12 protein-coding genes are annotated in these 13267 nt (G+C 57.8%); 7 read left to right on the forward strand and 5 right to left on the reverse strand.

What is annotated here, in order from left to right:
• Positions 1-67: 67 nt before the first annotated feature.
• Together ABJI08_RS20420 and ABJI08_RS20425 are read right to left on the reverse strand one after the other, a co-directional pair.
• Positions 68-685: an exonuclease domain-containing protein gene (locus ABJI08_RS20420; protein WP_348403703.1), complete on the reverse strand. Its 618-nt coding sequence runs from the start codon at positions 683-685 to the stop codon at positions 68-70.
• A gap of 42 nt (positions 686-727) precedes the next feature.
• Positions 728-3010, reverse strand: coding sequence for an adenosylcobalamin-dependent ribonucleoside-diphosphate reductase (locus tag ABJI08_RS20425; RefSeq protein WP_348403704.1), 2283 nt, complete (start codon positions 3008-3010; stop codon positions 728-730).
• A gap of 179 nt (positions 3011-3189) precedes the next feature.
• Between ABJI08_RS20425 and ABJI08_RS20430 the strand changes: the two genes are divergently transcribed.
• On the forward strand, positions 3190-3621 hold the full coding sequence (locus tag ABJI08_RS20430) for a DUF1489 domain-containing protein (RefSeq protein ID WP_348403705.1): 432 nt from the start codon (positions 3190-3192) through the stop codon (positions 3619-3621).
• Between the two features lie 135 nt (positions 3622-3756).
• Here the strand turns inward: ABJI08_RS20430 and hisG are convergent, their stop codons facing one another.
• From hisG to hisS, 3 genes are read right to left on the reverse strand one after another with little or no spacing between them, the layout of a single operon-like run.
• Entirely contained in the window at positions 3757-4446 is a 690-nt protein-coding gene (gene hisG, locus ABJI08_RS20435) for an ATP phosphoribosyltransferase (RefSeq protein WP_348403706.1), read from the reverse strand.
• Entirely contained in the window at positions 4443-5528 is a 1086-nt protein-coding gene (locus tag ABJI08_RS20440; RefSeq protein ID WP_348403707.1) for an ATP phosphoribosyltransferase regulatory subunit, read from the reverse strand. Before ABJI08_RS20440 ends, hisG begins: the two co-directional genes overlap by 4 nt.
• Positions 5528-7147 carry a histidine--tRNA ligase gene (gene hisS / locus ABJI08_RS20445; RefSeq protein ID WP_348403708.1) on the reverse strand — a complete coding sequence of 540 codons (1620 nt, stop codon included), beginning with the start codon at positions 7145-7147 and terminating at the stop codon, positions 5528-5530. The genes ABJI08_RS20440 and hisS overlap by 1 nt, the downstream gene beginning before the upstream one ends.
• A gap of 159 nt (positions 7148-7306) precedes the next feature.
• On the opposite strand from hisS, the gene ABJI08_RS20450 reads away from it, so the two are divergent.
• The 6 genes from ABJI08_RS20450 (at position 7307) to ABJI08_RS20475 (ending at position 13260) form a co-directional block, all read left to right on the forward strand.
• The gene (locus tag ABJI08_RS20450; protein ID WP_348403709.1) at positions 7307-7501 is read left to right on the forward strand and encodes a SlyX family protein; all 195 of its coding nucleotides are present in this window, start codon (positions 7307-7309) and stop codon (positions 7499-7501) included.
• Between the two features lie 349 nt (positions 7502-7850).
• Positions 7851-8720 (forward strand): 5-bromo-4-chloroindolyl phosphate hydrolysis family protein, encoded by an 870-nt coding sequence (locus ABJI08_RS20455; protein WP_348403710.1) that lies wholly within the window; start codon positions 7851-7853, stop codon positions 8718-8720.
• A gap of 24 nt (positions 8721-8744) precedes the next feature.
• Entirely contained in the window at positions 8745-9944 is a 1200-nt protein-coding gene (locus ABJI08_RS20460) for a toxic anion resistance protein (protein WP_348403711.1), read from the forward strand.
• Entirely contained in the window at positions 9941-10861 is a 921-nt protein-coding gene (locus ABJI08_RS20465) for a DUF2927 domain-containing protein (RefSeq protein ID WP_348403712.1), read from the forward strand. The genes ABJI08_RS20460 and ABJI08_RS20465 overlap by 4 nt, the downstream gene beginning before the upstream one ends.
• Before the next feature lie 30 nt (positions 10862-10891).
• A complete protein-coding gene (locus ABJI08_RS20470) occupies positions 10892-12034 on the forward strand; it encodes an SPFH domain-containing protein (protein WP_348403713.1) in 1143 nt (380 codons plus the stop codon).
• A 119-nt stretch (positions 12035-12153) separates the two neighbouring features.
• Positions 12154-13260, forward strand: a complete 1107-nt coding sequence (locus ABJI08_RS20475; RefSeq protein WP_348403714.1) for a TFIIB-type zinc finger domain-containing protein — start codon at positions 12154-12156, stop codon at positions 13258-13260.
• Positions 13261-13267 lie beyond the last annotated feature (7 nt).

A 13267-nucleotide genomic window follows, 5' to 3' on the forward strand; every position in this document is an offset into this window, starting at 1 on the left:
TGGCCGCGTTTTATGCCTGTGACGATTGAGCGGGTCTTAAACATTTCTCGTCGCCGCCCAGTACGCGTCATTCAAAGTTAAAAACCAACTGCAGCGACGCATTCAGCATACTGATCTTACGCCCCATAACTTCCTCCGCCTTCAGAACAACCTCTGCGGCGGCACGCGCATCTTCTCCGGCATCATGGTGTTTAAAACGCAGCCCAAGAACTTTTTTGAGATTGGCCAATCCATGCCCACCATTCCCCCGCAACTCTGGCCAGGCTTGACGGGCGATCGTGACGCTGTTTGACCACACCGACTTCAACACTGGCAACTTGGCGAGCCCACACGCCGCGTCAAAAGCTCTCTCATCGTAGCGGCTATGTTGAATCAGCGGATATGCCTCAAGGAGCGGACGTAAATCCGTCAGCACCGCCTCGAAACCGGGTGCATTCTTGACGGTCAAGGCATCAATCCCATGCAATCGCGTATTGCCTGCGGCAAATGGCGTGCGGGGGTCAATATAGGCACTATAGGTCGCTATTGAGCTGTCAAATCCAACGAAAGCGAGGCCGATCTGACAGATACTCGCGACGTCATATCCTGCGGTTTCGACATCAACGGCGATGAACCTGAGACTCTCGGTCAACGGTTCGCCTTGCTTGAAACAGGCTGGCAGAGTGAAGAGTGATGGATTTGTCATGGCGATGACCTTCCCACCAATTCACAACTTCCTAAAACCCGCTCACCCACATTTGGAATGCCCGCAACTGGCACAGGTCATGCACCCTTCGACCATACGCATGTCGAACTGTCCGCAGCTGGGGCAGGATTTGCCGCGTGGTGTCTCGCCCACGGCGACGACTTCTGCCTTTGGGTCGGTCTTTAATCCCATGCCTTCGCCTTCGATGAATCCGATGGCAATCATGTGACGTTCAATGACGCCGCCGATCGCCGCCAGAATAGACGGGATGTACTTACCTTCCATCCATGCCCCGCCGCGCGGATCAAACACCGCTTTCAGCTCTTCCACGACAAACGACACGTCGCCGCCCCGCCGGAACACAGCCGAAATCATTCGGGTCAATGCCAGCGTCCACGCGTAATGCTCCATGTTTTTGGAGTTGATAAACACCTCAAACGGACGTCGATGACCATTGATAATCACGTCATTCACCGTCAGGTAAATTGCATGCTCACTGTCGGGCCATTTCAGCTTATAGGTCGCGCCTTCCAGGGTTTGCGGACGTTCCAGCGGCTCGGACATGTAAATCACTTCGCCACCATCGGCCACGTGATCACCGGGGTTTTCGCCCGGCGCTGTTTCGGCGCTTTCAGACACCGCCAATACGGACCCGGTAACGTCATTAGGGCGATAGGTGGTGCAGCCTTTGCAACCGGTGTCCCACGCCTGCATATAGACATCCTTGAAGGCTTCAAAATCAATGTCTTCCGGGCAATTGATGGTTTTGGAAATCGAACTGTCGATCCATTTCTGCGCCGCCGCCTGCATGCGCACATGGGCTGCGGGTTCCAGTGTCTGAGCATTCACGAAATACTCGGGCAGCTCTTTGTCGCCAAACTTGTCTCGCCACATCTGCACGGCGTAATCGACCACCTCTTCCTCGGTGCGCGATCCGTCTTTTTGCAGAACTTTGCGCGTATAGGCATAGGCAAACACCGGCTCGATGCCCGAACTGACATTCCCGGCATAAAGCGAGATTGTTCCGGTGGGCGCAATAGACGTCAGCAAGGCATTTCGAATGCCATGTTCGGCAATCGCTTCCTTCACATCTTCGTCCAACTGGCTGACCAGCCCACCCGCAAGATATTTATCTGCATCAAACAGAGGAAACGCGCCCTTGTCCTTGGCCAGATCAACCGACGCCAGATACGACGCTCGCGCGATTGCTTTCATCCAGATTTCGGTCTGTGTGGCGGCCTCTTGGGAACCATAACGTTGACCCAACATCAACAGCGCATCCGCCAAACCGGTGACACCCAAACCGATACGTCGCTTGGCCTGTGCTTCTGCAGCCTGCTGCGGCAGTGGGAAACGCGATGCATCCACCACGTTGTCCATCATGCGCACGGCAGTGGCCACAAGGTCGCTCAATTCGTCCTGATCCAGCGCCGCGTCGGCTTCGAACGGGTTTTTCACCAGCCGCGCAAGGTTGATCGATCCCAGCAGACACGCCCCATAAGGCGGCAAAGGCTGTTCGCCGCACGGATTGGTCGCCGCAATCGTTTCAACATAATTCAGGTTGTTCATCTTGTTGATGCGGTCGATGAAAATCACACCCGGTTCAGCATAGTCATAGGTGGACTGCATGATCTTGTTCCAAAGATCACGCGCGTCGACGGTGTGATACACCTTGTCACCAAAGCTCAGCTCCCACGTCCCGCCGGCTTTGACCGCTTCCATAAAGGGGTCCGTGACCAACACCGACATGTTGAACATGCGCAATCGGGCAGGATCGGACTTGGCGGTGATGAACTGTTCGATATCCGGATGATCACAGCGCATCGTCGCCATCATTGCGCCCCGGCGCGACCCCGCCGACATGATCGTGCGACACATGGAATCCCACACATCCATAAAGCTCAGCGGCCCGGACGCATCCGCCGCAACCCCCAACACATCCGACCCACGTGGCCGGATGGTCGAGAAATCATACCCAATGCCACCGCCCTGTTGCATGGTCAGAGCGGCCTCTTTCAGCATGTCGAAAATCCCACCCATGCTGTCCGGGACCGTGCCCATCACAAAACAGTTGAACAAGGTCACATTGCGCGCAGTACCCGCGCCTGCTGTGATCCGGCCCGCAGGCAGATATTTGAAATCTTCCAAGGCCGCATAAAACTTGTCTTCCCAAGCCGCCGGGTCGCTTTCGACCTTCGCCAGATCACGCGCAATGCGGCGCCAGCTATCCTCAACCGTTTGATCGATCGGTGTGCCGTCCGCCTCTTTGAAACGGTATTTCATGTCCCAGATATTTTCAGCGATAGGGGCAGCAAAGCGGCTCATCAACGTGATTCCCTTTTTGTCAGCAGATGTGAGAAGAGGTGCCAGACTAACCCGAATTTACTGTTTCACACAATCGCAATTGTCCCGGAAACGGACCTTAACAGACACAACTGCTTGCCCCGCGCGACAGCCCAACTACAATATACGCGTCCGTCATGGGACGAATCTGTGGGGAAGCTGTGGATAAGTTTGTACATCTGATCAAGCTCAGCGTGGGCACCGAAAGCGTCGAGACGCTGACCGACTGGCAAGCGTCCCGCGCGGCGCAATCTCCGGATGGTTTGCCACGTCACATCACCCGCATGTGGCCCAAACGAGAGGCCGAAATTCTGAAAGGCGGGTCGATTTTCTGGGTGATCAAAGGCACGATCCAGTGTCGTCAGCGTGTCGTGCGGATGGACGAAGTGATTGGCGCCGACGGCATACGACGCTGCGCCATTGTGCTGGACCCGAAGCTGCATCGCACGCAATCCGCACTCAAACGCCCGTTTCAGGGCTGGCGTTATCTCAAACCCGAAGACAGCCCGCCTGACCTGCCCGGATCACGTGAAAACGACGATACGTTGCCGGATGATCTGAACCGGGCTTTGGCCGAAATTGGCGTGCTTTGAGTCACCGACACCTGTGCCTCGGTACTCAACCCAACACAAACGCACCCAGATTAGTGCCCTGATCAAAATCCAAACGAAACGGGCCATACATGGCTGGCCCGTCGCAGTGATCGACCTTACCCGGGCTTGCGAAATCTAGCGCAGCATATCCAGAAACTGGTTCAACGTTGCACGTTCCTGATCGGTTGTTTTAGCAACCCGGCTCCGCCACAGCGTCGCCTGCGATCTCAGCAACGGCCCGTCCGACAATATCTTCAGATGGTTCGCCCGCAATGTCTCACCCGTCGAAGTGATGTCGGCCACGCCTTCGGCTGTCAGGTTCTTGACTGTGCCCTCGGTGGCACCCTGACTGTCGACCAGTTGGTAATCCGCCACGCCATTCTCGCGCATATACTCGCGCACAAGGCGGTGGTATTTGGTGGCAATCCGTAATCTGAACCCATGCCTGGCGCGAAATGCCGCCGCTGCCGCGTCCAGATCATCCAGCGTATCGACATCCACCCAGCATCCCGGCACGGCGATGATCAAATCTGCCTGACCAAATCCCATCAGTTCGATTTCCTGAACCTGCTGTTCCCAGCGCCCCAGTTTTTCGCGGATCAGATCCGTACCGGTCACGCCCAGATGAAGACGCCCCGCCGCCAGTTCGCGCGGGATTTCCCCAGCCGACAGCAGAACCAGATCAACATCACCAATGCCTTCAACCGCGCCGGCATATTCCCGGTCCGACCCCGTGCGCGACAATGACACACCGCGCGCCTTGAACCAGCTGAACGTCTTTTCCATCAACCGTCCCTTAGACGGAACTCCCAGCTTGATACTCATGCCCCGCCCTCCACAGACAGCAACAGACCGGGGCGGATCACCCCCCCAACCGCGGGAATTTCACGTCCCTGCCCCAACACGCGGGTCAGCGCGTCATAGCGCCCGCCCGTTGCAATCGCAGGCAGATCAGGCCGCCCCGGGGCAGAAAACCCAAAAACAAAGCCGTCATAATATTCCATCGACGTACGCCCATAGCTGGCCTCAAAGCCCAGATTGTCGACGTCAACACCGCGCGCCGCCAACGCTTCGATGCGTTCCTGCAAACGAAACATCGCTTCCGTGATCGCGGGCATATCAACCGCGAGGTCCCGGATATGTTCCAGCGCATAAGGCAGCGTTTCGCGGACATTCAGCAACGCATCGATCAGCTCCACTTCCCGGGCACTGATCGGCGCGGCCTCGGCATCTTCGCGCAGGGCTTCGATCCGCTGTGCAACTTCGTCCTGGCTGCGCATACCAATGTCTGGAAAACGATGCTCCATAGGCGAGGTCTGTTTCAGCAATTCTGTCCGGCTGGCAGGGGCCGGGCTGCGTCCGGAATACCGGTCCAGCAATGCGCGGAACCGACGCGGGCGCCAGATATGGCGCAACAACGCGCGTTTGCGCCGGTCCGTCGTGTTCAACCCTTTGACCGCTGCGGTCAGAATACCAATATCTCCGGTCGACGCGACCAAACCGCAATCGCCCAGTGCATCCCGAATAAGCGAGAACACTTCGGCATCCGACGCGGCCGCATTGCTGCGGTCGAATACTTCGAACCCGACCTGAATGTACTCATTGTCCCGCGTGACGGTATCTTCCTGACGACGGAACACCTCACCGGAATAGGTGTACCGCGCGGGTTCTGCGCCATGTTCCATATGCATCTGCACAACAGGAACCGTAAAGTCTGGCCGCAACATCTGTTCGCCGCGCAATGCATCGCTGGTGACATAGGCGCGCGCGCGGATGTCTTCACCGTAGAGGTCCAGCAACACTTCGGCGGGTTGCAAAATCGTGGTTTCGACAGGGAGAGCGCCCGCCGCCTCAAACGTATCCCGCAGCGACGACGCGCGGGCCCGAATGTCAGCCTTGTTTGGCATCAGTCGTCCTGACCCTCCAGGATTTCACGTACCTTTGCGACAAGGTCCGCGCGGGCGACTTCGAACTGGCTCGGACGCTCTTTCCACTCTTCATGGGTCGCGCTTTGGGCAATTTTCGCCCCAAGGATCAGGTCTTTGAGCTGAACAACGCCTTTTTCCTTTTCATCACAGCCTTCGATCACGGCAATGGGCGCATTGCGTTTGTCTGCGTATTTCAGCTGGTTGCCAAAATTCTTCGGGTTGCCCAGATACATCTCGGCGCGGATGCCTGCATTGCGCAGTTCGGCCACCATGGTCTGGTAATCGGCCATACGGTCACGGTCCATTACCGTCACCACAACCGGCCCCTTATTCACCGCACCCAGACGCCCCTTTTCGCGCAACGCCGCCAAAAGCCGGTCGACGCCGATAGACACACCTGTCGCCGGTACAGCCTGACCAGTGAAGCGTTTGACAAGATCATCATAGCGCCCGCCACCCGCGACCGAGCCAAACTGACGTTTGCGGCCCTTTTCATCAAAGATTTCAAAGGTCAGTTCCGCTTCGAACACCGGCCCGGTGTAGTAGCCAAGGCCGCGCACGACCGAGGGGTCAAGTTTTATTCGATCAACACCATAGTTTTGAGCTGCTAGTAGTTCAGCTATTTGCGAAAGTTCTCGCACGCCTTCTTCACCAACTTTACTACCTTCAACCATTTGCCAAAGATTATGCAAAGTTCCCGAATTTGTGTCGCTAACAGCAAGCTTACAACCGATATTGGAAAGAGATTCTGCGATGTCATCTTCGGTGAAGATGTAGTTCGCACCGCAAAGGAAATTAACCAATCGATTAATCTGTTCGTCCTGAAGCCCTACTCCATCAATGTAGGCACCAGAAGCATCGCGCCTCCCTTTTCCCAACAATTCTCGCAGACCCGTTTCACCAACTTTATCGAATTTGTCGATCGTGCGGAGCACAGCAACGCGTGTAAGCAATCGCGACGCTTCCTCTTTCGCAACATTGAAGTCGGAAGTCTGTGTGGGCAATACTTCACCCAATCCCATCGCTTCAAGCACACCATTCAGAACCTTGCGGTTGTTGACCCGCACCAGATAATCACCGCGCGGAATGCCAACCGCCTCCAGCGTGTCGCTAAGCATCGCGCAAATCTCGGCATCCGCCGCCATGGATGCGGTGCCCACTGTGTCGGCATCGCACTGATAGAACTGACGATATCGGCCCGGACCCGGTTTTTCATTGCGCCAGACCGGCCCCATCGCAAACCGGCGATAAGGTGTCGGCAGATCATTGCGATGCTGAGCATATACCCGCGCCAAGGGCGCCGTCAGATCATAGCGCAGCGCCATCCAGTCGGCGCGTTTGCCTTCGGGGTCATTCTCGTCAAATTCCTGCCACGCAAACACGCCCTCGTTAGGACGGTCCACATCCGGCAAAAACTTGCCCAGCGCCTCGACCGTCTCAACCGCGCTCGATTCCAGCGCTTCAAACCCATAGCGATGATAAACCCCGGCGATCTGATGCAACATCTCAGTGCGTTCGCTGACTTCTGCGCCAAAATAATCACGAAACCCTTTCGGTGTGATTGCCTTGGGGCGGGGGGCTTTTTTCTGCTTGGCCATATTCAGGGTCCCTATGGGAGAACGTTCGCACAGGGCTTTACCCAATGCCCGTCACGGGGGCAAGCCAACCCTGCGCAGCATGGGCTGGCATGGCGACGGAAATTCACCCAAATCGCTGCATTGCTTGACGGCGCACGATCCGCGCAATAGGCCGGTGGCATGAAAAACCTGGAAGAACAGATCGCCCACCTGACACGTACGCTTGAAGACCTGAGCGACGTGGTGGCCCGACAGGACGGCGAAATTGCGCTGCTGACGCGCCGCGTGCAGATGCTTATGGAACGTGAAGCCACCCGGGAAACCGATGGTGGGGGCGGCATAGTCATGGGCGACGAACGTCCCCCTCATTACTGAAAACCAGCGCTCCCGCCGTTTGTTGCCGCATCAAAGATGCAGCGCCGCCCGTTGGGCCCGGCCGCGCCCATGGGCGCGGCGGTCGGCGCCATGACGCAACCGACCCCAAAATCCGGCACGCGACGCCCCAATTGCACATATTATGTCTCTGATCCTGCCATTCGACGGGGTTTTCCGCTTTTGATCTCTGCGCGGCAAACTTCCCCCTAGCTATCAACCGCCATAGTTCTTAAGTTTCTCCACGCCTTAGCAGAGGATCAAACCACATGTCCGGAACCGGATTACAAAAACTCTCGTTTGTTCTTCTCGTCATTCTCATCCTTTACGTGTCGATCGCAGGAGGGGTGTAATGGCGCAGAAATTCGGCGGTAAATTCAGCCCCGGCGGAACGCAGTCCCCGCAAAGTGAGACCTTTCAGGGCGCGCGTCGCAGCCGCGTGGGCGGACGCATCAATCTCTTGTTCATCGCGCCCATGCCTTTGATCTGGCAGGCGTTTGGCAATGGGCCTTCCGCGCTTATCCTCAATCTTGCCGCGCTTGGCACGTTGTTGCTGGCCGCCTGGCTGACCCGCGAAGGGTTGCTGGCGCAGGAAGCCTATGACGCACGCAAAGTTGCACGTCGCCCGGCAGTGCCGCGCAAAATACTGGGCTCTGTGCTCACTGGCGCTGGATTGGCCATCGCCGGTTTTGCGGCCACTGGCGACATCATTGCGCCTGCAATTTATGCCATTGTCGGAACCGCTTTGCACAGCATGGCCTTCGGCATCGATCCAATGCGTAACAAGGGCCTCGAAGGGATCGATCTGTTTCAGACCGACCGGGTGGCACGGGCCGTGGATGAAGCCGAAGAACACCTGCGTGCCATGTCCGACGCCATAAGCCGCGCCGGTGAGCGCACGCTTGAAGGTCGGGTCGAGCGGTTCCAACAAGCCGCGCGCGCCCTGTTCCGCACCGTTGAGAACGACCCGCGCGATCTGACAGCGGCCCGCCGATATCTGGGCGTCTATTTGTTGGGCGCGCGCGACGCGACCATCAAGTTTGCCGATATTTATGCCCGAACCCGCGACGCAGACGCGCGCGCTGATTTTGAATCGCTTCTGGACGACCTGGAAGAGAACTTTGCCACCCGAAACCAGAAATTGCTGCTGGATGACCGCAGCGACCTGACTATCGAAATTGACGTCCTGCGCGAACGCTTGCAGCGCGAAGGCGTGCGATAACTCCAAATTGTGAGGGAACCCAACATGTCCGAAATCATCCGCCAAAAGGCAGAAGCCGTTCTCGGTGAACTTGACGCAGTGACCGCCGTAGAACTGGCCGAACCCATCGAAGCCACCGCCATTGTCCCTTTGGAAAAAGCCGACGCACCGGTTTCTGCGGAAATCACACGCCGCATGGCCGAACTGGACATGTCCAACACAAACTCGATTGTGTCCTTCGGTTCAGGTGCACAGGCAGAGCTGCAGGAAATCAGTCAGGCGATGCTGCAGGACGTGCGCAACAAAGATGTCGGCCCGGCGGGCGATTCACTGCGCACGATTGTGACCACCATCCGTGGTTTTTCCGTCAGCGAACTGGACGTACGCCGCGAACGCTCATTCTGGGAAAAGCTGTTGGGCCGCGCGGCACCTTTTGCCAAATTCACCGCCCGCTTTGAAGAGGTGCAGGGCCAGATCGACAATATCACCGACAATCTGCTGACCCACGAACACAAACTGCTCAAGGACATCAAATCGCTTGATATCCTTTACGACAAAACTCTGAATTTCTACGACGAACTCGCGCTTTATATCGCAGCAGGCGAAGCCAAAATAGCCGAACTGGACAGCAAAGATATTCCCGCCAAAGAAGCTGACGTACAGGCCGCAGACGAAAACGCTCAGGTGATGAAGGCGCAGGAACTGCGCGACTTGCGCGCCGCGCGCGACGATCTGGAACGCCGTGTGCATGATCTGAAACTGACCCGTCAGGTGACAATGCAATCGCTGCCTTCGATCCGTCTGGTGCAGGAGAACGACAAATCGCTCGTCACCAAGATCAACTCGACATTGGTCAATACCGTGCCGCTCTGGGAAACCCAACTGGCGCAGGCCGTCACCATTCAGCGCAGCGCCGAAGCCGCCGCTGCTGTGCGCGATGCCAATGACCTGACCAACGAATTGTTGACCGCCAACGCTGCCAACCTGCGCGAATCCAACAAGGTGGTGCGCGAAGAAATGGAACGTGGTGTGTTTGACATCAACGCCGTGAAACAGGCCAATGCCGACCTGATTGCAACCATCAACGAAAGCCTCCAAATTGCGGACGAAGGCAAGACACGCCGTGCCGCCGCCGAAGAGGACATGAAAAAGATGGAAGCAGAATTGCGCGACACGCTGGCCTCTGCCAAGGCGCGTGAAACCGGCCTCGGCGACACGGCCTCTACCTCTGTTCCTGCCAAGTGAGCATTTTGCGGGCCATAGGTTTGGTGGCGGGGCTTGCTGTGCTCGCCGCCTGCGACACAACGGTTACACCACCACCGGTCGCCGTTGCGCCCAAACCTGTGCGGATTTCTGAGGCCAGCGAATCTCTGCGCAACTACTATGCGCATGTCCAGTCCGACCTTGTTACCCGTGGACTATTGCGCACCGATGGCGGCGGACCGGACACGCCTTTCACGCCGGACATGCTGGCCCGCAATTTTGAACGCATCGCATTTTACGACGAATACGCAATCGACAGCGGGCTGCGCGCCTCCAGCGGGCGCGCCGGACAATTGCGCCGCTGGGCCGGACCGGTGCGCATGAATGTCGAATTTGGCCCCTCGGTGCCCGAGGCCCAGCGCGCCACAGACCGCCAGACACTTCAGGCCTATATCCCGCGACTGGCCCGCGTCACCGGCCATTCGATTTCCCAGAAATCCAGCCGTGCGAATTTTCATGTGCTGGTCATGGGCGAAGACGACAAATCCGTGCTGGAAACCCGCATCAAGCAGATCGTTCCGGGCGCCAGCACTTCCACGCTGAACCTGTTCCGCAATATCCCCAAAACCATTCACTGTCTGGTGGTCGCTTTTTCGTCAGAAACCAATGCAGGGGAATATAACTCGGCGATCGCTTTGATCCGCGCTGAACACCCTGACATCCTGCGAAAATCCTGCATCCACGAAGAGCTTGCGCAGGGTCTTGGACTGGCCAATGACAGCCCCGAAGCCCGTCCGTCGATCTTTAACGACGATGATGAATTTGCCTATCTGACCACCCATGACGAAATGCTGCTGGCCATCCTGTATGACAGCCGCCTTGCCATCGGAATGGACGTCGACCGGGCCCGCCCCGTTGTGCGCATACTGGCGCGCGAACAAGCCGGGCGTATTTACTAAGAACCAACCCCTCCGAAAGGAACCGAACCCATGGGTATTTTTGATTTTCTCACCGGCGAATTTATCGACGTCATCCACTGGGTCGATGACACCCGCGACACGCTGGTCTGGCGGTTTGAACGCGAGGGCCACGAGATTAAGTATGGCGCCAAGCTGACGGTGCGCGAAGGTCAGGCAGCGGTGTTTGTACACGAAGGCCAGCTGGCCGATGTCTTCACCCCCGGTCTCTATATGCTTGAGACCAACAATATGCCGATCATGACGACGCTGCAGCATTGGGATCACGGCTTCAAAAGCCCGTTCAAGTCGGAAATCTACTACGTCAACACGACCCGGTTTGCTGACCTGAAATGGGGCACGAAAAACCCGATCATGGCGCGCGACCCCGAATTTGGCCCGGTCCGCCTGCGCGCCTATGGCACGTATGCGATCCGCGTCGTTGATCCGGCCCGCTTCCTGACCGAGATTGTGGGCACGGATGGTGAATTCACCATGGACGAGATCAGCTTTCAGATCCGCAATATCATTGTTCAGGAATTCTCTCGCGTGATTGCAGGCTCTGGCATTCCGGTGCTCGACATGGCCGCCAACACGGCCGACCTGGGCAAGCTGGTTGCTGCCGAAATCTCGGGCACGCTTGCGGAATACGGGCTGTCGATGCCCGAACTTTACATTGAAAACATCTCGCTGCCCCCAGCCGTAGAAGAGGCGATGGATAAACGCACATCGATGGGCATCGTTGGCGATCTGGGCAAATACACGCAATTCTCCGCCGCCGAAGCCATGACCGCCGCCGCCCAGACGCCCAATTCGGGTATGGGCGCCGGAATGGGCATGGGTATGGGCATGGCGATGGCTCAGCAAATGGCCAATCCCGGCCCATGGGGCAGCCGCCCCGCCGCAGCGGCCCCCGCACACAGCGCCCCTGCCCCTCAGGCCGCCGCCGCACCGCCGCCCCCACCGCCGGTTGAACACGTCTGGCACATTGCCGAAAACGGCCAGACCAAAGGCCCGTTCTCCAAAGCGGCGCTGGGGCGCATGGCCACAGCCGGGGAAATCACCCGCGAAACACATGTCTGGACCGCAGGTCAGGACGGCTGGAAACACGCCGAAGACGTGGCCGAACTGGCCCAGCTCTTCACCATCCTGCCGCCCCCCCCACCGGGTGCCTGAGACATACTTAAGAAATCGGATTGGGCGGCACCCGCGCGTAGGTGCCCCCTTAACCTCTTGCACGAACGGCCCGTGCCTTTCATTGTTCCAAAAATACTCAACTTATTGCGGATAGCTCCATGACCGAAACGCCGCCCCCCGCCCCACAGGACACGCATCGGTTTCCCTGCCCGAATTGCGGTGCTGATTACCGCTTTGCCCCGCAGCAATCCATGCTGGTCTGTGATCATTGCGGCCACGAGGAGCCGACGGAACAAGGCGACCGCACTGCAGCAATCAGCGAACTGGACTTCAAACAGGCCCTCGCCGATCAACTGCCCTCAGCCGAAATTGTCCAGGCCCGCGCGACCACCTGCCCCAATTGCGCCGCGCATGTGGTGTTCGAAGGCGACACGCACGCCACTCAATGCCCGTTCTGCGCAACGCCCGTGGTGGTTGATACCGGAACGCACCGGCTGATCAAACCCAAGGCGGTCCTGCCTTTTCAACTGGCCGAACGCGCAGCGCACAAGGCCATGAACGACTGGCTGGGCAAGCTATGGTTCGCCCCCAACGGATTACAGGAATACGCGCGCAAAGGCCGCAAAATGGATGGCATCTATGTCCCCTACTGGACCTATGACGCCGACACAAAATCCAGCTATTCCGGTGAACGCGGCACGGTCTACTATGTCACCCAAACGGTGATGCAGGATGGCAAGCAGGTCCGGAAACAGGTCCAGAAAATCCGCTGGTCCCCGGTGTCAGGCCGGGTCAAACGCTGGTTTGACGATGTTCTTGTGCTCGCCTCCAAAGCCCTGCCCAAATCCTACACGGACGCGCTCGAACCGTGGGATCTGTCAGCGATTGAACCCTACACGCCCGAATTCCTCGCCGGCTTTCAGGCCGAAGGTTACACCGTCACGCTGGAAGAAGGCTATGATCAGGCCCGTGCCCATATGGACAACGTGATCCGGCGCGATGTGGCGTTTGACATTGGCGGCGACCGCCAACGCATCCACCGCGTCTCGACATCCGTCAGCGACGTGACCTTCAAGCATATCCTGCTGCCCGTCTGGCTGGCCGCATACAAATACCGCGGCAAAAGCTATCGCTTTGTGGTGAACGGCCAAACCGGACGCGTGCGCGGCGAACGCCCATGGTCCGCATGGAAGATCGCAATTGCGGTGATCCTTGGGGCCATTGTCGCAGCCGGAATTGGCTATATCATCGCCCAAAACCAATAACGGACTG

Source organism: Shimia sp., assembly GCF_039969785.1.
Taxonomy (GTDB): domain Bacteria; phylum Pseudomonadota; class Alphaproteobacteria; order Rhodobacterales; family Rhodobacteraceae; genus Shimia.